Source organism: Paeniglutamicibacter antarcticus (assembly GCF_039544305.1).
Lineage (GTDB): Bacteria > Actinomycetota > Actinomycetes > Actinomycetales > Micrococcaceae > Paeniglutamicibacter > Paeniglutamicibacter antarcticus_C.
The window spans coordinates 1-22,205 of record NZ_BAABLK010000086.1; the positions used below are offsets into that span (position 1 = coordinate 1).

Annotated in this window: 15 protein-coding genes; 5 read left to right on the top strand and 10 right to left on the bottom strand. The window is 62.9% G+C overall.

The features are described from left to right. Positions 1 to 283: 283 nt before the first annotated feature. Entirely contained in the window at positions 284 to 970 is a 687-nt protein-coding gene (locus ABEA12_RS15935) for a DUF7255 family protein (RefSeq protein ID WP_210101388.1), read from the bottom strand. A 51-nt stretch (positions 971 to 1,021) separates the two neighbouring features. Then, positions 1,022 to 1,246, bottom strand: a complete 225-nt coding sequence (locus ABEA12_RS15940; protein ID WP_210101387.1) for an excisionase family DNA-binding protein — start codon at positions 1,244 to 1,246, stop codon at positions 1,022 to 1,024. Between the two features lie 1,418 nt (positions 1,247 to 2,664). On the opposite strand from ABEA12_RS15940, the gene ABEA12_RS15945 reads away from it, so the two are divergent. The 3 genes from ABEA12_RS15945 to ABEA12_RS15955 all read left to right on the top strand — a co-directional run bounded on the left by ABEA12_RS15945 (position 2,665) and on the right by ABEA12_RS15955 (position 8,096). After that, a complete protein-coding gene (locus tag ABEA12_RS15945; RefSeq protein WP_210101386.1) occupies positions 2,665 to 4,896 on the top strand; it encodes a polyribonucleotide nucleotidyltransferase in 2,232 nt (743 codons plus the stop codon). A gap of 19 nt (positions 4,897 to 4,915) precedes the next feature. Beyond that, positions 4,916 to 6,319, top strand: coding sequence for a M16 family metallopeptidase (locus ABEA12_RS15950; protein WP_210101385.1), 1,404 nt, complete (start codon positions 4,916 to 4,918; stop codon positions 6,317 to 6,319). Positions 6,320 to 6,572: 253 nt separating this feature from the next. After that, on the top strand, positions 6,573 to 8,096 hold the full coding sequence (locus ABEA12_RS15955; protein WP_210101384.1) for an alanine/glycine:cation symporter family protein: 1,524 nt from the start codon (positions 6,573 to 6,575) through the stop codon (positions 8,094 to 8,096). 327 nt (positions 8,097 to 8,423) lie between these two features. Here the strand turns inward: ABEA12_RS15955 and ABEA12_RS15960 are convergent, their stop codons facing one another. From ABEA12_RS15960 to ABEA12_RS15990, 7 genes are all read right to left on the bottom strand, one after another. Further along, positions 8,424 to 11,723: an HAD family hydrolase gene (locus ABEA12_RS15960; RefSeq protein ID WP_345468934.1), complete on the bottom strand. Its 3,300-nt coding sequence runs from the start codon at positions 11,721 to 11,723 to the stop codon at positions 8,424 to 8,426. Beyond that, entirely contained in the window at positions 11,720 to 12,625 is a 906-nt protein-coding gene (locus tag ABEA12_RS15965) for an NADP-dependent oxidoreductase (protein WP_210101383.1), read from the bottom strand. Before ABEA12_RS15965 ends, ABEA12_RS15960 begins: the two co-directional genes overlap by 4 nt. A gap of 52 nt (positions 12,626 to 12,677) precedes the next feature. Then, complete coding sequence (locus tag ABEA12_RS15970) at positions 12,678 to 13,055, bottom strand: cupin domain-containing protein (protein ID WP_210101382.1); 378 nt, start codon at positions 13,053 to 13,055, stop codon at positions 12,678 to 12,680. Positions 13,056 to 13,085: 30 nt separating this feature from the next. After that, positions 13,086 to 15,092, bottom strand: a complete 2,007-nt coding sequence (locus ABEA12_RS15975) for a heavy metal translocating P-type ATPase (protein WP_210101381.1) — start codon at positions 15,090 to 15,092, stop codon at positions 13,086 to 13,088. A gap of 129 nt (positions 15,093 to 15,221) precedes the next feature. Continuing rightward, complete coding sequence (locus tag ABEA12_RS15980; RefSeq protein ID WP_210101380.1) at positions 15,222 to 15,458, bottom strand: heavy-metal-associated domain-containing protein; 237 nt, start codon at positions 15,456 to 15,458, stop codon at positions 15,222 to 15,224. 714 nt (positions 15,459 to 16,172) lie between these two features. Continuing rightward, complete coding sequence (locus ABEA12_RS15985) at positions 16,173 to 16,505, bottom strand: cupin domain-containing protein (protein WP_345468938.1); 333 nt, start codon at positions 16,503 to 16,505, stop codon at positions 16,173 to 16,175. A gap of 206 nt (positions 16,506 to 16,711) precedes the next feature. Next, positions 16,712 to 17,956 (bottom strand): NAD(P)/FAD-dependent oxidoreductase, encoded by a 1,245-nt coding sequence (locus tag ABEA12_RS15990; RefSeq protein WP_210101378.1) that lies wholly within the window; start codon positions 17,954 to 17,956, stop codon positions 16,712 to 16,714. Positions 17,957 to 18,350: 394 nt separating this feature from the next. On the opposite strand from ABEA12_RS15990, the gene ABEA12_RS15995 reads away from it, so the two are divergent. Continuing rightward, complete coding sequence (locus ABEA12_RS15995; RefSeq protein WP_210101377.1) at positions 18,351 to 18,896, top strand: PadR family transcriptional regulator; 546 nt, start codon at positions 18,351 to 18,353, stop codon at positions 18,894 to 18,896. A gap of 5 nt (positions 18,897 to 18,901) precedes the next feature. After that, on the top strand, positions 18,902 to 20,614 hold the full coding sequence (locus ABEA12_RS16000; protein ID WP_210101376.1) for an ABC1 kinase family protein: 1,713 nt from the start codon (positions 18,902 to 18,904) through the stop codon (positions 20,612 to 20,614). Positions 20,615 to 20,653: 39 nt separating this feature from the next. Here the strand turns inward: ABEA12_RS16000 and ilvA are convergent, their stop codons facing one another. Beyond that, positions 20,654 to 21,907, bottom strand: a complete 1,254-nt coding sequence (gene ilvA / locus ABEA12_RS16005; RefSeq protein ID WP_210101375.1) for a threonine ammonia-lyase — start codon at positions 21,905 to 21,907, stop codon at positions 20,654 to 20,656. Positions 21,908 to 22,205 lie beyond the last annotated feature (298 nt).

A 22,205-nucleotide genomic window follows, 5' to 3' on the forward strand; every position in this document is an offset into this window, starting at 1 on the left:
CACATGATTCACTTCCCCCGGTAATCCATCGGTTTCAGGGATTTCTGAGTACTCGCTCGGTTGCACGCAGTAGTACGAAAATCTAACCCTGGGTTTTGTGGAGATCCGGTGTCGCGGTGGGCGATCGTCTTATGCGATGCCGGGTTCACGATTTTCCGCAATCCCCAACTCCTCACCAATGCGGGATCGGGGCTCGGTTAAGTGAGGTGGGCTGAGTGCAGCAGGCTACTTCCCCCGTGTATAGGAACCATATGGGACAGGGCCATGCGGTGGCGCAAAGGATCTAGACCAAGGACATGGCCACGAGGGAGTGGGCGCGGCCCATTTTATCGAGGGGGATGGTTCTGTCTGCGATGAGTTTCCGAAGCTGTTGCGGAGCAAGAAGCTTTCCCGGTTTCAACAACTTACCCAGGGGCACGCCGTCGATTTGGTCGTGGATCGACACACGGATCAGGCCGATACCCTCAGTCTGCAGGGCAACTGCATCGCGCACGGCATCGTACAGTGCCCGCTGCTTCCAACGAGGTCCACCGTTTGCGGTGAAGTCGCGTCGCGCCGACGCGGGACCGAATTGCCTTTCGGCTGCCTCACCGGTCCAATACCCTCCGAAAACCCGAGCTTTGGATTCAAAGTCGACGCAATACCTCTGGTAATCGTTCGTCCAGGGGAGCTGCGACGACCAAGGAAGGGCCAGCGTTTGGCCGCGGTAGCGGTTGAAATGCGTATCTTCATCGAACTCGAGAAACATTCCGTGGTCATCGGCAAGATCCCAGTCCCCGGCAGTAAAAACCCCGTGGGATTCGCCCAAACCGCCAAGGTCCCTGAACAGTTGGGCGAAAATCTGTTGCTGGGCTTTATCCAGTCCGGCTGTCGTGGCTCTTTTGAACCCCCGCTTCGAGGTGTCGCGAAGGGGAATGCCGGCGTTGAGCAATGATGATTCAAACAGCTTTGCCTTGGAGATTTTACCCATGTGAACATCTTAGAACTGCAGCGCATACCGGATCCGTCGAGTACGCAATGTCTAGGTGTTTGCGGCGCGCCGTGCCGGCGATGCTGCATGGGATTCGGCTAGCAAGTACTCCTGAGCAGCCTGTGCTGGAACCCGGTAGGACCGGCCAAACCGTACCGCCGTCAGTTCACCGGCACGCACAAGCCGGTAGACGGTCATCTTGGAAACACGCATCGCCAAGGCCACCTCGGCCACAGTCAAGTATTGAGCGTCCTCGAAACTTTTCAGGTCAATCATTTTATCCCCAATCAATGATGTCCGTCGTCCCCAAGACGACAGTCCATTCAACGCGTCCCTTCAACCACAGGAGCGACGCTGTCCCTATGGAAATCCGCAGTCGCCGCGAGCTCTTTGACTTCAAAGACTCGAGGAAAACATGGCCTTAAAAATAAAGAACCGGTCGTGACGGCTAAAAACTTGAGACTCCGCCGCGACCGGTGCTTTATGATCATCACTCGCACCTTCAGAAGGTGGCTCCAGCCTAAGAGGCGAAGCTGAATGAAGACTGAATGCTGACTGTTGGCCACCTGATTTCCCAGCAGTGGTCCGGCCCCCGGCGGCCCAGTGTTCCTTGAGGGTAGAAAGATATATAAACGGTGCTCCTTGGAGGGCTCTTTCACCGAATATCCGCTAAGGCACAGCGTGTGATTATCCATAGGGTGCTGTGCGGTTAGCTGATTGCTTAAGGTTGTCGAGGACCTGGGGATGCCGCTGTTCTTCGGGTGGCGCGCTGCACCACTACTGAACGCTTCGCAAGCGGCGTCCAAGTGGATACGGGCAGCCCGTTTGGCTATGGATCGCCTGACATTTTTCGCAAGCGTGTCCACCCACCCACAGCACTGCACTTCGCCCACCGCGCCCACCCACAAACTCAACACACCCGCTACCGCGCGTGGATGACTATATGGATAGCGCCGTGGACGAGCTGACTTCATTTTCATCCACTGGCCTACCGTCCAGGAGCCGGCCAAGTGCCATGTCTTTTACCTATGTAGCCGGCCTTATGTTCGCGTGTTGCTTTGAGCGAATGAGTCAGTACTCATTTACTCACGCCCCAATCCGGCGATTTCACCAATGCCTGGGCACTCGCTAGCTCTCACCCAGGAACAATTGAACCGGCGGCTCTATGGTCAAGACACATAGAGCGTGCGAAGAATCCACGAGTCACGAATCCCTGACCTGACCAAAAAGTCCTCAGTCGTGGGCACCCGCAGGACCGGATCCTAAAAGCATGTCGAATTCGACCGTTTCTCGACGGCTTTATATGACCCACAAAGCAGGCCCTCCCCGCTAGTCAAAAGCCAAGTTCTAAACGGTCGTGCTGCTGTCAAGTGTTGGGACGATTTTTGACACTTTCCAATCGGCTGCACAGGCCGTGGGCTTTGCTTACGGCCGGAAGGACCGCCGGAACTGCGCCTTTTGCCGATTCCCGGTAGGCTTGTACACGGATCTTCGTGTATTACGGAAATCCCATGGAAACAATTACTCCCCGGACCATGCCACCATGGGTCCCTCGCCGCGCAGATCGCGGTCCTCGGTAGTGGCTTTCGCTCAGGTAGACACCTTTAGCGCGAGTCTCGATCGAAGACCAGATCCGGGTCAGGGCACATCGGTTACGCAGGTCCTTCGGGGAGCGACGAAAGGAGCACCCCCACATGGAGGGTCCCGAAATTCAGTTCGCCGAGGCCGTGATCGACAATGGTCGATACGGCAAGCGCACCATCCGCTTCGAAACGGGCCGCCTGGCCCAGCAGGCTGCAGGTGCAGCCATGGTTTACATCGACGAAGAAACCGCACTGCTCTCGGCCACCACGGCCGGCAAGCACCCGCGCGAAGGCTTCGACTTCTTCCCGCTGACCGTTGACGTCGAGGAGCGCATGTACGCTGCCGGCCGCATCCCGGGCAGCTTCTTCCGCCGCGAAGGTCGCCCGTCGACCGAAGCCATCCTGGCCTGCCGCCTGATGGACCGCCCGCTGCGCCCGACCTTCGTCAAGGGCCTGCGCAACGAGGTCCAGATCGTGGTCACCGTGCTGGCGATCAACCCCGACGAGCTCTACGACGTGGTGGCCATCAACGCCTCCTCGATGTCGACCCAGCTCTCCGGCCTTCCGTTCTCCGGCCCCATCGGCGGCGTCCGCGTTGCCCTGGTCGATGACGGAAACGGCGCCCAGTGGGTTGCCTTCCCGAAGCACAGCCAGCTGGAAAACTCCGTGTTCAACATGGTCGTTGCCGGCCGCGTTGCAGGCGATGACATCGCCATCATGATGGTCGAGGCAGAAGCCACCGACAACGCCTGGACCCTCATCAAGGAACAGGGCCACACCGCCCCGACCGAAGAGGTCGTCGCCGAGGGCCTTGAGGCTGCAAAGCCGTTCATCAAGGCACTGTGCGATGCACAGTCGGATTTGGCAGCACGCGCCGCCAAGCCCACCGTCGAGTTCCCGGTCTTCCGCGACTTCGAGGATGACGCCTACGCAGCAGTCGAGGCCAAGGCCGCCGCCAAGCTCGCCAAGATCTACCAGATCTCCGGCAAGCAGGAGCGAGACAACGCAGCATCGACCTTCAAGGAAGAGATCGTTGCCGAGCTCTCCGCCGAGGGAACCGATTTCGAGAAGCGCGCAGGCGAAATCTCCAAGGCATTCGGTGCGGTCACCAAGCAGGTCGTGCGCCAGCGCATCCTGACCGACCAGGTCCGCATGGACGGCCGTGGGCTCTCTGACATCCGCAAGCTCACCGCCGAGGTCGAGGTTCTTCCCCGCGTCCACGGTTCGGCGATCTTCGAGCGTGGCGAAACTCAGATCATGGGCGTCACCACCTTGAACATGCTCAAGATGGAACAGCAGATCGACTCGTTGAGCCCGGTGACGCGCAAGCGTTTCATGCACAACTACAACTTCCCGCCGTACTCCACCGGTGAAACCGGCCGCGTGGGTTCGCCCAAGCGTCGCGAAATCGGCCACGGTGCCCTGGCAGAACGCGCCATCCAGCCCGTGCTGCCGTCGCGCGAGGAATTCCCGTACGCCATCCGCCAGGTCTCCGAGGCATTGAGCTCCAACGGCTCGACCTCGATGGGCTCGGTTTGTGCCGCGACCCTGTCGCTGCTCAACGCCGGTGTCCCGCTGCGCGCTGCCGTTGCCGGCATCGCCATGGGCCTGGTCTCGGACGAAGTTGACGGCCAGACCCGCTACGCGGCCCTGACCGACATCCTCGGCGCCGAAGATGCCATGGGCGACATGGACTTCAAGGTTGCAGGTACTTCCGAGTTCATCACCGCCATCCAGCTTGACACCAAGCTTGACGGCATCCCGGCATCGGTCCTGGCAGCTGCGCTGACCCAGGCACGCGAGGCACGTCTGCACATCCTCAATGTCCTGAACCAGGCCATTGACACCCCGGACGAGCTCTCCACCTACGCTCCGCGCATCATCTCGGTGAAGATCCCGGTTGACAAGATCGGCGAGGTCATCGGCCCGAAGGGCAAGATGATCAACCAGATCCAGGAAGATACCGGAGCGGATATCTCCATCGAGGACGACGGAACCGTCCTCATCGGCGCGACCAACGGCGAAGCTGCGGATGCAGCCCGCTCCGCGATCAACGCCATTGCCAACCCCATGGTTCCCGAAATCGGCGAACGCTACATGGGCACCATCGTGAAGCTGACCACCTTCGGTGCGTTCGTTTCACTGACCCCGGGCAAGGACGGCCTGCTGCACATCTCCGAGCTGCGCAAGCTCGCCGGTGGCAAGCGCGTGGATGACGTTGAAGACGTCGTCTCCGTTGGCCAGAAGCTCCAGGTCGAAATCACCAAGGTCGACGATCGCGGAAAGCTCTCGCTTGCCCCGGTCGTGGCCGAGGACGAGCCCGCAGCAGTTGCGGCCGAGTAAAGAAGGTTAGAAACCACATATGGTCATGATCCCGCTGCCGCTTGCCGGTACCGGTTCATCACCGTCCATCAATGGGGGCCACGACGTCGATGACGTCGTGGCCCCCATTGAGGTCGGGGACCCCACGATCATCCATGGTGAAGCCGGAGGGTCGATGGTTCGACGCTCCGTGCTTCCCGGTGGTGTCCGCGTGCTGACCGAGGCAATGCCCGGTCAGCGTTCGGCCACCATTGGTTTTTGGGTGGGCGTGGGTTCACGTGATGAACAGGACGGCCAACGCGGCTCCACACACTTTTTGGAACACCTGCTCTTCAAGGGCACCAAGCGCCGCTCGGCGATGGACATCGCCTCGGCCTTTGACGAGGTCGGCGGGGAATCCAACGCCGCCACGGCCAAGGAATCCACCTGCTATTTCGCCCGCGTGCTGGATACCGACCTGCCGCTGGCCATCGATGTCATTGCCGACATGGTCACCTCCGCGGTGCTCGATCCGGACGAACTCGAGCAGGAACGCGATGTGATCTTAGAAGAGATCGCGATGGACGCCGATGATGCGGCGGACGTTGCCCACGAGCGCTTCGTCGAGGCGGTGCTGGGCGAGCACGCACTGGCCCGCCCGATCGGCGGCACCCCCGAGACGATCGGGGAGATCGGCCGCGAGGCCGTTCTGGAGCACTACCAGCAGTTCTATACCCCCGGAGAACTGGTCATCACCGTGGCCGGGTCCGTGGACCACGATGCCGTGTGCCAGCAGGTCCTCGAGGCCCTGGCCGCCGGCGGCTGGGACCTTCCCGAAGGCGCCTCCCCGGTTGAGCGCCGCTCCACCGTGCCAGTGGAAATCCACGGCTCCCAGCGCATCGACGTGATCCGCCGTCCGGTGGAGCAGGTCAACATCATCATGGGTTGCCCCGGCATCGTGGCAACCGATGAGCGCAGGCACGTGATGAGCGTGCTCAACGCGGTCCTCGGCGGCGGCATGTCCTCGCGGCTCTTCCAGGAGATCCGTGAGAAGCGCGGGCTGGTGTACTCCACCTACTCGTTCTCCGCCGCGTATTCCGATGCGGGCTACTTCGGCATGTATGCCGGCTGCGCCCCAGCCAAGACCGAACGCGTGATCAAGCTCTTGGCCACCGAGCTGGAATGGCTCGCGGCCGAGGGCATCACCGAAGAAGAGCTGCGCAAGGCCGTCGGCCAGCTCTCCGGGGGCATGGTGCTGGCCATGGAGGATCCCGGATCGCGCATGTCGCGCCTGGGCCGTGCCGAGCTGGTCACCGGTGTCTTCCACGACATCGACGAGTCACTCGAGCGCGTCAAGGCAGTCACCCGCGAACAGGTGCAGGAACTGGCGTCCTTGCTGGCCGCGCGTCCGCGCACCATTACGGTGGTCGGTCCCTTCGACTCACCTGCCGACTTCGGCATGTAGGTCCTTGGCCTTATGCCCGGCAACAGGGTCGTCTTTCTTCCGCAAGCGGAGGAGAGACGGCCCTTTCGCATGGTGCGGAAGCCCTTACGGGTGCAGTGGGCAAGCACTTATTTCGCCTTGGAATGAATCCTGCAGCCCGCCACGCTGTGGCTTGACTCACCCGAGAGCATAATCTGCCGTATGCTGGGTTCCGCGTGAGCCCGATCACTCACGCGGATCACTCACTCGCACGACTTGATAGGGAACCCTACCTATGGACAACCTCGCAACCCTCTTTGGTGACATCAGTAGTGTCATCTGGGGGCCTTTCCTGCTGATCCCGTTGCTCTTGGGCACCGGGCTCTACCTGACCATCCGCCTCGGCGGACTGCAATTCGTCAAGCTGGGTGCCGCACTTCGCCTCGGCATCCTCAAGCGCAAGGATCCCGGATCAGAGGGGGACATCTCCCAGTTCCAAGCACTGACCACCGCCCTGGCGGCAACCGTCGGCACCGGTAACATCGTCGGCGTCGCAACCGCCATCGGCATCGGCGGACCCGGTGCACTGTTCTGGATGTGGGTCACCGGCCTGGTCGGCATGGCCTCGAAGTACGCCGAGGCCTACCTCGGCGTCCGCTACCGCGGCACCGACACCGCCGGGGAAAAGTCCGGCGGTCCGCAGTACTACCTAGAACGCGGCATCAAGGGCCCGTTCGGCAAGTTCCTGGCCCTGTTCTTCGCCATCGCGGCGACCATCGCGTCCTTCGGCATCGGCAACATGACCCAAGGCAACTCGATTGCCGCGAACCTGGAGAACTCCTTCAGCGTTCCGACCTGGATCACCGGCGTGGTGCTCATGGTCTTGGCCATGGTTGTCCTGGTCGGCGGCATCAAGTCCATCGGCCGCGTCACCGCAGGCTTCGTTCCGGTCATGATCATCTTCTACGTCGGTGCAGCGATCTACATCCTGATCGCCAACATCGGCTCGGTCCCGGCAGCATTCGGCCAGATCTTCTCCCAGGCCTTCACCGGTACCTCGGCAGTGGGCGGCTTCGCCGGCTCGGTCATCATCATCGCCGTGCAGTTCGGCGTGGCCCGTGGCATCTTCTCCAACGAATCGGGCATGGGCTCGGCAGCCATCGCGGCTGCCGCGGCACAGACCACCCACCCGGTTCGCCAGGGCCTGGTCTCCATGACCCAGACCTTCATCGACACCATCATCGTTGTCTCCTTCACCGGCCTGGTCATCATCACCACCGGCGCCTGGAACTACATCGATCCGGACACGGGCAAGCAGATCGAAGCATCACTGATGACGGCACACGGCTTCACCTTCGGCCTTCCCGGTGAGTGGGGCCACTGGATCGTGACCCTCGGGCTTGTGCTGTTCGCCTTCTCCACGTTGCTGGGTTGGTGCTACTACGGTGAGCGAAACATCGAGCGGCTGATCGGGCGCAAGGCAGTCATGCCGTTCCGCGTGGTCTTCTCCATCGTCGTGTACGTCGGTTGCACCACCCAGCTCACCGCCGTGTGGAACTTCTCGGACATGATGAACGGCCTGATGGCGCTGCCCAACCTCATCGGCCTGCTGCTGCTCTCGGGCATGATTGCCAAGGAAACCCGTTGGTACCTCAAGCATGACCCGAAGCTCGAGGCAACCAAGGAAGACATCGAGCTCTTCATGAAGGACCGTGAGGGCTGGGCAGAGTGGAAGTCCGGAGACGTTACCGGCTCCAGCCACATGTCCCGCAAGGCACGGTTGAAGATGGAAGCCGAGCAAGAGCAAAACCGCGTCTAGCAGGTCTTGGCGCAAAGCGTCGCGCGGACCTCGGTCCACGATACGTAGGCTAGAGCGAAGTGGCCCTGTACCCGGGAAATCCTGGATACGGGGCCACTTCTTTTTGGTTTGCCACGGACTGCGCACACGAACCTGCGAACCTCTTTGGCTGTCCCTATCGGTGGACGTACGGAACGAATCCGCAGTCCCACCGGCAACTTCCCCCCCTGCAAGGTGTCACGGACGTCTCGCTCCCTTGCTCCGGGCTACCTCGCTAGGTAGTGGTGGCCATGCGGCCTGGGCTGCGGCTGCTGTCGAAGTTCCGTCGGTGGGGCCTTCGTACCGGCGTCAGTCCCGCGTCAACCGCATTTCGGGGTGCAAGAGCGGACCTGTGCGGCCAAGTTCATCCGTGCGAGGCAGTGCCACGTCCCAGACCTCACCTGGTTTCAACGTTCTCTCGACGCCGTCCAAGCCGATGCGGACAGGCCCGGCGGAGCAACGGTGCAGTTCCAGCCTGACCCTCTTTTGGGTCAACGAGATGCTGATTGGTTGTCCCCGGTAGCGCAGCCAGAAAGATACCCCGGATAGCTCGGCCGGAAGGACCGGGTGCAGCCAGAGGGCGTCCTTCCGGGTTTCCACTCCGGCATAGCATCGGATCACCATGTCGGCAGTGCCGGCCATGGCGCCGAGGTGGATGCCTTCGCGGGTGGTCCCGCCCTGGGTATCTGACAGGTCCGCCTCCAGCGCCTGCTCAAAGAGCGCCCAGGAACGGCCCCTGTTGGTCCGGGCCAGCACCCAGCTGTGCACCAGTTTGCTCAGGGTCGAGCCGTGGCTGGTACGGTCCAGGTAGTACCGGATGGTTGCCGGGATGATCTGCGGTGGCAGCGCGTACCCGAGGCGCGCGAAGATACCGCGTAATTCTTCGGCCGAAAACAAATAGAACAGCATCAGGACATCGGCCTGCTTGGAGAGCTTGTAGCGGTTGGTGGTGTCGCCCTCGGCCTGCAGGATCAAATCCAGCCGCCCGATGTTCCCATATTTGCCTCGATATGCGTCCCAGTCGAATTCCTCGAGGTGCTCGTAGCCGTCGAACTGGCTGAGGACCCCGTCAGCGTGGAAATGAATGCGCAGCCGGCTGCTGATCCGTTTCCACCGTGAAAGTTCCTCCGGTTCCATGCCGAGCCGGTGCCAGAGTCCGCCGCAGTGGTGCTCACCCAACAGCTCAATGGCCTCCACGGCCCTGGACAGCACCCAGGAGGCCATGACGTTGGTGTAGGCGTTGTTGCGCAACCCCTGCCCCGGGGCATCGGGCAGCCCGTCGTGATATTCATCCGGGCCCATCACACCGTCGATGTCGAAGCGGTCGCTGGCAGGGTCGTGGATGGCCAGTGAAGTGAACAGCCTGGCCACGTCCACAAGAATCTCGGCTCCGTAGTCGATGAGGAAACCGGTGTCCGCAGTGGACTGGTAGTACTGCCAGAGACTGTAGGCGACGGCCAGGCCAACATGTCGTTGCCGGTGGGAATTGTCCGGCATCCATTGTCCGCTGTGCGCGTTGAACAATTCGTCGGGGGTTTCTTCACGGCCGTCGCTGCCCGATTGCCAAGGGAACATGGCTCCGCGAAGTCCCTCGGTGCGCGCAGCGGCCCTGGCCGCATCGAGCCGGCGGTAGCGGTAGAGAAGGAATGCCCGGGTCAGCTCGGGCCGGCGCAGGGTCAGCATCGGATGAATGAACAGCTCGTCCCAGAAGACGTGGCCGCGGTAGCCTTCGCCATGCAATCCACGGGCCGGCATGCCCGCATCCAGGTCCAGATTGGCCGCGGCGACACTTTGCAACACGTGGAAAATGTGCAGGTTCAGGGCCAGCGACTGCCGGGAACCAGCCTGCAGTTGGATACCGAACTCGTTCCAGAGATCTTCCCATGCCTGCTCATGGTCAGCCAGCGAGTCAGAGAACGCTGGAATTCTGCGAATCCTGTTTTTGGCGTCCAGACCAGCCGTGGAGATAGCGCGGTCCCGGGAGGTTGCCACGGTGGCGGCTTTCTCGATGCCCACGGGGGTTCCGGGGTGCAGCTGGAGAATGATTTCGTGTCCGACCAAGGTCTCGGTCTTGACCACTTCGTGGCCCAGGACTTCGGGGTCGTCTAGGACACGCGTCCGCAAAACGGTGGCTATCTCGATCCCCGATTGATTGGTGGTTGCTTCATGGATGACCGTTTCTCCATCCACCGCCGAGGAGCCGGTCATGACCAGGTGCTCGTCATTGAGGGCAAGATCGGCTGCCACGTTGCGGTTGGCCACGGCGCCGTTCACGGCGGATCGAACGGTCACCGCACCGGACCAATCCTCGGCCTCGAGGGTGATTTCCATGGCTGCCAAGTGCGGTTCGGCCAGGGACTGGAACTGCCGGGAGGTGACCCTGGTGGTCCGGCCGGATGAATCGCGGTAGCGGTTGGTGCGGGTCAGCACGCCGCGGCGCAGGTCGAGGTCTTGGTGATGGCTGAGCATGTGCGCCGATCCGGGCGACAGCAGGGGACCGTCCCCTGGCTGGACAGTCAGGAATGCCCAGTCGGGGGCATTGACCAAGTGTTCGGTATCGACGCTGCGGCCGTTGAGATCGGTGCGCAGCCGGTTATAGACCCCCGCCAGGTAGGTCCCCGGGTAGTGGATGCCATCGGCGGTGCTCCCGGGCACCGCGCCGCGGGTCGCCCAGTACCCGTTGCCCATGGTGCACAGCGCCTCTCTGGTTCCTTCTTGCGCCGGATCAAAATGGTCATAGACAAGGTTCCAGTCCTCGTTGGTCGCGGTTGTTGCGCCGGCGCACCACGCTGCCGGTCCTTCAACGCCAGGATCCATAAGTCCTTGCTGCAGGTTGGCCAGGTGGCGGACTACGATGTCCGCCCCTGCCGCGGCCAGCTGCGCTCCGTTTCCGTCGCGGTCCACACCAACCACCAGTCCGAACCGGCCACTGGTAGCCGCCGTGACACCGACGGCTGCATCCTTGATCACGGCGGCCTCGGAGGGCGCCACCTCCAGGCGTCGGGCCGCTTCGAGGAACATGGCCGCATCCGGCTTGCCGTCCAAGCCCAGGCGGAGCGCATCGTTTCCGTCCACCCGGATGGGGAACAGCCCCGTGATTCCTGCCGCGTCAAGGACCGCTTCGCTGTTGCGGCTGGAAGTCACCAGTGCCACGGGAACCTGGCCCTGGGCCAACGCATGAAGAAGCTCCACCGCGTCGGGGAAGGCCTTTACTCCGTGTGCGGCCAGTTCGGCGTTGACGAGGCCTTGCTTGCGGGCGGCCAGCCCATTGACGCTAAGGCGTTCGGGCCCGTCCTCGCGGCTTCCCTCGGGGAGGGTGATCCCGCGCGAGGCCAGGAATCTGCGTACCCCGTCTGCGCGGGGCCGCCCGTCAACGAAGGCGCGATAGTCGCCGTTGGCGTCGAACGGTTCCTGCCCTTCGCCGAACCGGGGGAGCAGTTCATCAAAAAGCGATTTCCACGCAGCGGCATGCACCCCGGCGGTGTCGGTGATGACCCCGTCCATGTCGAAGATGACCGCGGCATACCCGCAGATCGTGCCGACAACCGTTCCCGGGTGGATCCCTGCGGTTCCCCAAGGGCCCGTGCAGCTGCGCGGAGGCTCAATCATGGCTCCACGATCACCTTTCCTGCCGCGTGGCCGGTCTCGGCGGTTGCCATCGCCTCTTGCACGTCGGCGAGGGCGAAACGTGCGCGGACGTATGGACTGACGAGTCCATACTTGACCACCTCGGTGATCTTCCCCAGGGTCTCGGTGGTCCGCACCACGCCGGCACCTCCAAGTTCTTCGGCCGTCGCCGGGTCGGCGGTGGAAACCACGTTCTTCGGGTCCTTGGCCACCGCGGCAATGTCCCGCAGGGGCTGGCCGCCCACCAGATCCACGACCAGGTCCACGCCTTCCGGGACGATCCGTAGCACCCGCTCCACCACCCCGTCGCCGGATTCGATGAACCTGGCACCGGTGGACTCCACCATTTCCTTCTTGGAGGCATCGGCCACGCCGAGCACGGTGAACTGGTGCACCTTGCCGATCTGGGCGGCCATCAGCCCGACGCCGCCACCGGCACCGAGGATCAACAGGCTCTGCCCGGCGTCCAACTCGATTTGATGGGTGACGTCGTAGGCGGTGGAGCCGGCAACCGGGATGGCCGCGGCATCGGCGAAGGAGATCTCCTCGGGCTTCAGCACGGTGTTTTCGGCGCAGAGCACCGTGTGTTCTGCGATGCCTCCATAAACCTCTGCCGGGAGGCCGAGCACCTCGTCGCCCACGGCGAAATCATCCACACCGTCACCGACGGCGATGACCACACCGGAAGCCTCGTGGCCCAGGGGGGCCGGAAGCTTCCAATGCCGGCCCAGTCGCCCTTCGCGGATCTTCCAGTCGGCGGGGTTCACCCCGGCCGCCTTGACCTCGATCACCACCTCGCCGGGACCCGGGAGGGGTATCGAGCGCTCGATGAGTTCCTGGGTGTCGGGGCCGCCATAGTTGTTGAAGACCAATGCTGTGGACATGTGGGTTCCTCCTGTTGTTGCTGATGAATACCGCGTGGCTCCGGCTCACCGGTCAAGGTGGGCTCCGCAGGAATCCGGGGAGCACCGGATCTCGGCGCTCTCCGGGCCCAGAACTCCGGTGGCTGGCCCCGGCTGCATGCTCCGGAGGTGTGTGGACCGTGTTGGGCGTCAACCGCTCCTCGCCGGCACCGACGGGGTGGGTTTGGCCGATCAGGTCAGCTTTGCCGTGTCCCGAGACAAAGCAGAGGATCTGGTCGGTGTCCTCAAGGGCCCCGTCCCGGATCTCCCCGCGTGCCGCAACGGATATGATCACGGTTTGCGGGTGTTCGCCGCCCCGGCGGACCTTGCGGAAATCCAGGTCCTGCTTCCCGATGTCCACAATGGTGAACGGCTCGATGGTTGAGGAGTCGGTGAAATCCTTCCCGGTCACGGTGCCCTTCCCTTTCCGTTGTCCGTGTACCTAGCCGCCCATGACCTCGGCGGTCTCGCGCTTTGCCGGGGTGCGCTGGGACTTCGACATGGTCGTTTCGCCCTGGGCGTTTCGCAGCAACCGCATGGCGTTGAGGATGACCACCAGCACGGAACCCTCATGGACGAGCATGCCCAGAGACATGGTCACCCCTCCGGCAAAGACACCCACCACCAGCAGCACCACGGTGATCAATGAGATGGCGATGTTCTGCTTCATCACGTTCACGGTGCGCTTGGCTAGGCTGATGGATTCGGGCAGCTTCAGGAGGTTGTCACCCATCAAGGCGATGTCCGCGGTTTCCACGGCCACTGCCGAACCGGCCGCGCCCATGGCCACGCCGATATCTGCGATCGCCAGGGCAGGGGCATCGTTCACGCCGTCACCGACCATCGCGACCGTGTGGCCTTCGCGCTGCAGCTGTGCCACGGCGTTGAGCTTGTCCTCCGGAAGCATGGAGGCATGGATCTCATCGATACCGGTCGCCTTGCCGATGGATTCGGCCACCAGACGCGTGTCACCGGTGAGCATGACGACCTTGGTGACGCCGGCCGCGTGCAGCCGGGCGACCATCTCCGGTGCGTCCTCGCGGATCTTGTCCGCCACGGCAACGACTCCGATCACCTTTCCGTCGACGGCGACGATCATCGGGGTTTTGCCCGCGGAGGCAAGCTCATGGGCGGCTCCCGTGGCTCCGGCGTCGTTGGTGATGCCGTATTGGAGCAGCAGGGCAGGGTTGCCGATCAGAACCCGTTGGCCGGCCACATCGGAGACGATGCCCTTGCCGGGTACCGGGATGACTTCGCCGGGGATGCCTTGGGGGCCCACGCCCGCCTCGTATGCGGAATCCATGATGGTCCGGGCGAGCGGGTGCTCGGATCCGGCCTCGGCGGCTGCGGCCCAGCGCAGCACCTCGGTGCGGTCCAATGTAGCGTCAAGCACCACGACGTCGGTAAGCTGCGGGCGGCCTTCAGTGAGGGTGCCGGTCTTGTCCACGGCCACCGCCGAGATCTTCGCGGAGGTCTCCAGGTACTCGCCACCCTTGATGAGGATGCCGTTGCGGGCCGCGCGGCCGATCCCGGCAACAATGGCGATGGGGATGGAGATCACCAGGGCGCCGGGGCAACCGATGACCAACAGCGTCAGGGCCAGCACCACGTCACCGGTGATGAGTCCGGTGAGAACCGCCAGGACCATGACGCCGGGGGTATACCACTTGGAGAAGCGGTCCATGAAGGCCTGGGTCTTGGCCTTGGCATCCTGGGCCTCCTCCACGCGGTGGATGATGCGGGCCAGCGTGGTGTCCGAGCCGATGCCCGTTGCCAGGACCTGCAGGAAGCCGCCGCGCGAGACGGTGCCGGCGAAGACCGGGTCCGACTTGGATTTCTCCACCGGGATGGACTCCCCGGTGATGGAGGCTTCGTCGATGGCGCCGGTGCCGGCGACGATTTGTCCGTCCACGGGAACCTTCGCGCCGTTCTTCACCAGCACGATCTCGCCCATCCTCACCAGGTGGGCCGGAATTTCCTTCTGCTCGCCCTCGCGCAGCACGATGGCTACGTCCGGGGCGACGGCGACCAGCTCGGCCAGGGCGGAACGTGTCTTGTTCATGGTGGCTGCCTCGAGGGCGTGGCCGATCGAGAACAGGAAGGTGACGGCGGCGGCCTCCCAGAAGTTGCCGATGATGACGGCGCCGATCGCGGCGATCGAAACAAGCAGGTCGATACCGATGATCTTGCCGGTCAGGGCTCGGATCCCGCTAATCACGATCTTGTATCCGGCTATCACGGCCGCGGCGACCATGAAAGCATCCGCGAGGGTGAAGACGTTTGCGGTGCTGGTGGCATGTTCACCGGCATCGATCCACCACTGTGCGCTGAGGGTCCGGTTCCAGCCGCCGTCTGCTAGATGCTTCAGGCCGAAGGAAACGAGGATGAGGATGCCGGAGACCAGGGGGATGGACCAGGCGCCGTGAACCCACTTCTGGAACTTGTTCACTGGGGGGTGCGACCTTTCTAAAAAACAAAGAAGGCTTGGTGAGGGCCGGCCGGCCCCATGGGTTGATCGCCCCGGAGATGGCCGTGCAAGGCCCTTGATTCTTGGCTTGCGGGCTAAGCGGGAAGGGAATCAGAAGGCCGAAGCAGCGGCCTTGTAGCCTGCCTTGGCGATGACGGCGATGATGTCATCGACGGAGGCCGTGGCCTGGTCATGGTCGACTTCGACACGGGCGGAGGCAAAGTGGACCTTGACTTTCTCCACACCCTTCATCCGGCCGACCTGCTTTTCGATCTTGTTCACGCAGGAGGGGCAGGAGAATCCTTCGGCGCGCAGGAGAGTGTGTGTGGTGGTGTTGGCGGTGCTCATCGTGTTGACTTCCTTTGTATTCGCTCTTGTTGGCGCGGTGCCTACAGAGGAGGCGGGTTGGACATCGGTGTCCATGTCCATTGCCCTCAGGCTAGCCTCGAAGCATTTGCGTGACCTTGACCTTGATCAAGTCTGCTTGGAATGCTTGCTCGCAAGTCAACATTGTTTTCAGGGCTCGAGCCATAGGGGACTCCTGGCCGCGCGGTCCATGGCGTGGGAGGTGGTCCCGGTGGGCGGCCTTCGTCTCACGAGGGTTCGCGGCCGTATGCTCGCACCGTGGCAGCAGCTGCCGATCAGGGGGCTCGTTTGCCTTGGGGCCATTACCTGCACCCGGTTTGGAACTGACGGGGATCGAGCATTTCGTGGCATGGCGTTTCCGGGCGCCGGTCGAAGCGCGGCTGCGGGAGCCGAACATCCCTCGATGCTGTAGGTAGACCGGCAACGAACCGGTTTTCGAATCGATCGAGGTATCTTGGCGCTTTCGCTTGTTCACCGCGGCTATTTTTGGCCAGTTGCAGCTACCGCTTGCCCCTGGAGTAGATCCGCGCAACTACGGATCACCGAGCCTGTTCGGTTCGAAGAGGCGGCGGAGGGTTCCTGGTCAAGGAACGCGGTGTGGACGCCATGGCAAGACCGGCCCCGTTTGCCGGGGCAAATGCCAGGGGATCAACGTTCCGGCCGTGCAGCCGAAGATCGGTTCAATGTCCCAACGATTTACTGCAAGCCGGCATCCGAGGCGACAGCGTGGACGAGATCGGGCAGTGCAGGCATCCTTTTCGCCACGGTGAGCAGGACCGCAGAGTTCTCCACCGCTTCAAGGGAGTGCGGAGCATCGGGAACGATCAGCAGGTCACCGACCCAGCCTGATGAGTGCCGTCCGCCGGAGTGCAAGATGACCCTCCCGGTCAGTACCTGCAGTGTGGCTTCGCCTGGGCTTTCGCCGACCTTCAGTGATTCGCCCGCTCGTATCCCAATGACGGTTTGGCGCAGCATCCGGTCGTGTCCGCCGTGCACCGTGGCTGCACTGCGGCCGCTGGCGGCTGTCATTGCATGTTCCAACTCGTGTCGTGCCAACGCCGTCAATGACGTTTTTCGCCTCATGCCTGCCTCCGAGCCAAGTCTGTGTCACCTGCCTTGAGCATAGCCCATCGGTTTTTTTGGCCGTCTCTGCGCCGCAAATAACTGCTTCGCGACAATGTCTCCACGCTCTCAATCCGGGGCCCGGATTGATCTGACCAGAGGCCAAGAATTGGCTACGCCTCCGGGGTCTCCACCAGCCGCGCAAGTGGCGCCGTCGTGTCGGAAAGCGCTGCGGGATCCACCCTGGTTCGGGCGCGGATCAATTCCTGGACCGGGACGAGGCCCTCATCCCAGGCGTTGACGTGCATGCCGGCGACAACCACGATGTCAACGACCCAGAATGCATGGAACTTATGCGCGGCCAGGTCGCCGCGGATCACCGGATCCTCGGCGGTTCGGGCGTCCACCCAGCCGGCGTACTCCATTGCGCAGTCGTACTGGTCGCTGAAGAAGAATGGCGCCGGATCGAATCTCGAGGGCAACCCCAGCATCGACTGTGCTGCGATTTTTCCTTCCATGAGCGCATTGTTCCAGTGCTCGACACGCAACCGTCGACCGTAGAGCGGGTTGGCCACGCTGGCGATGTCGCCGGCTGCAAAAACGTCCGGATCCTCGGTCCTCATCTGCGGGTCGACCAGGATACCGCCGTCCTCGGAAAGGAACCGCTCTTCGACGAATCCGGATTCGGGTTCCACGCCGACCCCGGCGATCACCAGGTCGGCAGAAAATGTGGTTCCATCATCGGCAATGACCGAGGTGACCTTCTCGGTTCCCTGGAACCCGACCACGTGTCGGCCGAGTTGGAAATCGACCCCATGGCCTTGATGCAGCTCTGCATAATATCCTCCGATGCGCGTACCCATGGAAGCTTGGAGGGGGACCGTGCCTGGACCGATCACGGTGACCCGGCACCCCTTCTGGCGCGCAGCCGCGGCAGCTTCAAGCCCGATCCAGCTCGCACCGACCACGACCACATTCGGTGCCTCGTTCAAGGTTGCACCCAATGCCGTGGAGTCTTCCAGGGTTCGTAGGTAGTGCACACCGGACAGTTCAGCGCCGGTCACGTTTAACCGGCGGGCTTTGGAACCGGTGGCGATCAGGAGCTTGTCGTAGTGCAGCGTCGACTCATCGTCGAGCGTTACTTGGTGATCTGCGCTTCGCATCGAGATGGCCCGGGTCCCGAGGCGGAGTTCGACATTCTGCGTGTCGTACCATTGTTGGCCGCGCAGCGATTTATGGGAGAGCCAGCCCTCGTCTTTCAGGTAGGACTTTGACAAAGGAGGACGCTCATAAGGAAGGTGGTGTTCGGCTCCCACGAGCACGATCCGCCCCTCGAATCCTTCGTCACGCAGTTTCTGGATAGCGGTACCACCGGCTTGTCCGGCGCCGAGAACGAGGAACGTTGGCTCGGTTGCCATGTCTTCCTCCTTCGATAAGATCTTAGGTCACCATCGGCTCAGGCTCGCCGAGGAGCCCCTGTCATGGCAGATGAATCCGTACAGCCACCATGATGCGGAAACCGGAGCTGTTCAGAACCCGCCGATAAGTGAACCATACACGCGTGGGTCGCCAGGGTCCCCGGTTGTCACCTACCCGGATACGGTTCTTGGCCGGGGGTTTCCACGACTCGTTCTTCCGCGAGCAGGCCGTGGCAACGAGGCCTGAATTGCATCAAGCGACCTGCTCCACCCGGGTTGCCGTGCACTTTGCGGCGTCCGCATTCGGGCTGCGGCACTATTGTTCTATGCATATCGGAAGATGTATCGTTGACTATCGTTATATATCGTTCGCGATAGCTCCAAGGAGAACACCATGCGCAATTCATACCCGACCGGCGGATTCCCCGGTGCCAACTTCGAAGGCCGACTGCAAGAAGCAATGGACGAGCTCCGTTCACGCTTCGAAAAGCCCTCGGCAACCCGCGCCGGCCGCGGTGAGGTTCGCTCGGCCGTGCTGTCCTTGCTGGCGGAGCGTCCGATGCACGGCTACCAGATCATCCGTGAAATCGAAGAGCGCACCGAGGGCAGCTGGAAGCCCAGCCCCGGTTCGGTCTACCCCACCTTGCAGCTGCTCGCAGACGAGGGTTTCGTCAGTACCGAGGAGTCCGAGGGACGCAAGATCTACTCGCTGACCGATGCCGGCCGCGAGGAAGTGGAAGCTTCCGGTGCCTCGACACCTTGGGCGCCGACCGCGCCCGAAACCGGTTCCCGCTTCGCGGCGTTGCCCAAGGCAGGCGTCGAGCTGGCGCAGGCAGCCGCGCAGGTCGGCCGCAGCGGGTCCCAAGAACAAGTCAAGGAGGCCGTGACCATTCTTGATGAGGCACGCCGCCGCCTGTACTCGATCCTCGCCCAGGGCTAGGGGGAGTGGCATCGGTTCGCCGGGACCGTGCTGATCCGGTAGCCGGCGCGGGGAACACCCGAGCCCGCTATCGGCGCATCCTGCGTTTCGCCGCGTATTACCTCGCGATCATCTGGTTCTTTGAACTCGCCCTGCCCCGCATCGGTCTGGTGAAGATCGCCGAGGCGACCCGGACCAGGCGGATGCGTCGCTTTGCCCAGCGCTTCCATGCGCTCGCCCTGGAGCTGGGCGGGCTGATGATCAAGGTCGGCCAGTTCATGTCCTCGCGCCTGGATGTGCTTCCGCCGGAAATCACTTCAGAACTCGAGGGTCTGCAGGACGAGGTCCCGGCTGTCCCGTTCCCTGCCATCCGCGCCTTGGCCGAGGCTGAGCTCGGCGCCCCGTTGGAGCAGTTGTTTGCCTCCATTGACGAGGTCCCGATCGCGGCCGCCTCCTTGGGGCAGGCACACCGTGCCCGGTTGCTGCCGGCCGACGCTGCAGACACAGGACTGGACACCGTGGTGATCAAGGTGCAGCGTCCGGGAATCGACAAGATCGTCGAGGTCGACTTGGCTGCGCTGCGCAAGGTCGGAGGCTGGCTCAGCCACGTGCGCATCGTCTCCAAGCGAGCGGACATGCCCGCGTTGGTCGAAGAATTCGCCGTGACCAGTCTCGAGGAGATCGACTACCTCAACGAGGCAGCGAACTCCGAACGCTTTGCCGTCGACTTTGCGCAGGACGAGCGGGTGGAGGTGCCCTCGGTTGCCTGGGAGCGCTGCACCCGTCGGGTGCTGACATTGGAGGATGTCACGGCCATCAAGATCACCGACGCCAAGGCACTGGCAGCGGCGGGCATCGACCCGGCGGAAGTCGCTCCGGTGTTCGCCTCGGTGATGTTCGACCAGATGTTCACCAACGGGTTCTTCCACGCCGATCCGCACCCGGGGAACATTTTCGTCACCCCGGTCACCGACGGCTCCTCCGTACACCCGTGGAAGCTGACCTTCATCGACTTCGGCATGATGGGCGAGGTGCCCACCAGCACGCGTACCGGCTTGCGCAAGCTGCTGATCGCCGCAGCAGCACGAGACGGCAAAGGCCTGGTCCGGGCCATCAGTGACGTGGGAGTGCTGATCTCAGGAGCGGACACCGCCGAGCTCGAGCGGGCGATGACCCAACTCTTTGCACGCTTTGGCGGGCTTGGTTTTGCCGAGCTGAAGGAAGTGGACCCCCGCGAGTTCCGCGACTTCGCTGTCGAGTTCGGTGATGTGGTCAGATCCCTTCCCTTCCAGCTGCCGGAGAACTTCCTGTTGATCATCCGGGCCATGTCGCTGGTCTCAGGGGTGTGCAGCTCGCTGGATGAGAAGTTCAACCTCTGGGACTCGGTGGAGCCCTATGCCGCGCAGCTGCTGCGCGACGAACGCGGGAACATTGTCCAGGACGTAGCCAAGCAGGCACTGGATGTCGCGACCATTGCCGTGCGCCTGCCCGGACGTGTTGATGGATTGCTCACCCAGATCGAGGACGGGTCGATCAGGGTTTCCACTCCGCGCCTCGAACGCCAGATGGCACTCTTGCAGCGCACGGGACAGAGAGCGCTGTCCATGGGCGTCGCGGGTGCATTGCTCATTGCCGGTGCAATTATCCGGGCCGATGACATGGTCTTGGGCAACGTGCTGATGTTCGCCTGCGTGTTGCCGTTTGTGCATGGGCTGTGGGTGGGACGCCGGGGACACTGATTGAGCATTGCCGTGTTCCGCCAGATGTTCGGCCCACGGTCAGGCTTTTTCAAGTGCGGGAAACGCGACCTCGTATCCGAGTCGCTTAAGCTCGGAAATGATTTCCACCTTGTGTTCCTGGCCCTTGGTCTCGACCTTGACGCCGATCTGCACCTCGGTTGCCGCGAGTCCGCTGCTGGTTCGCTCGTGCTCGACACTGACCACGTTGCATTCGGTTTGCGCCAGCGCGGTGAGGAACTTGACCAGCGATCCCGGCCGGTCGGGAACACGCACGATCATCTGCATGAAACGACCTGCCGCCACCAGGCCATGCTGCAGCACTCGGTTAAGCACCAAGGTGTCCACGTTTCCCCCGGAGAGGACGACAACAATCGGCTCCGGCATCCCCTCGGCGCCGGCCAGCAGGGCAGCAACACCTGCTGCCCCGGAGGGCTCCACGACCAGCTTGGCCCGCTCGTTCAAAAACAGCATTGCCTCACCGATCTGCTCCTCTGACACCGTGCGGATCTCGGCTACGTGATCACGCACGATTCCCAAAGTCAGCTCGCTTGGCTCGGGCACCGCGATCCCGTCCGCAAGCGTTGCCATCTTGGCCAGGCGTACCGGTGCGCCCTTGGCCAACGATGCGGGAAACGCCGCAGCGCCCTCGGCCTGCACCCCGATGACCCGGGCGCTGGACCCGGAGAGGTGCACGGCGCTTGCGACTCCCGCGAGCAGGCCCCCGCCTCCGGTGGGGACGATGATGGTCCCGACATCCGGAACCTGTTCCAGGATTTCCATACCCAGGGTGGCCTGTCCGGTGACGATATCCGGGTGGTCAAAGGGCGGAATGAAGATGTACCCGCTTTTCTGGGCTTCGGCCTTTGCCAGGTCGATGGACTCCGACAGGTCTTCCCCGGCCAGGCGCACCTCGGATCCATAGCCGCGGGTGGCGCTCACCTTGGGAAGCGCGGCCCCAACCGGCATGAACACGATGCAATCAATGCCGAGCTCACGTGCGGCAAAGGCCACGCCCTGGGCATGGTTGCCGGCGCTCGCAGCTATTACGCCCCGCCCGCGATCGGCCTCGCTAAGTGCCGAGAGCCGTGTGAAAGCGCCACGCAGCTTGAACGAGCCGGTCCGTTGGAGGTTCTCACACTTGAGGAACACCTTGGCCCCGGCAATGGCACTGAGCGAGGTGCTGGTCTCGACCGGCGTGCATGACGTCACGCCGTGCAGCAGCTCCCTGGCCTTTTCGATCTCGGCTAACCGGATCGGCGAACTGCCGTCATTGACCGGATTCGATGCACCCATGTTCAAACTCCTTCACCTATTTCATCTCTATCTGAGGAGTTGCTCCGTGGCCAAATCGCCGCATAGACACGGCCCGCAGTGGAGTTCCGCAGGCACGTCCGAAGGCGGCCGCGACCACTGGGCGGCCGAGGCCGGCCAGCTTCAATCCGCCCGCCCCGTTCCGGAGTACTCCCTTTCACCATAGCCACGTATCTCGTACCCGCGATAGTGCTCGGCCACGGGGTCTGCCGGAGGCCTTGGATGGAGAAGCCCGGGGCTGCATCCCAGCGGTTCGCGCGATGGCATGCAGCCTGGCGAA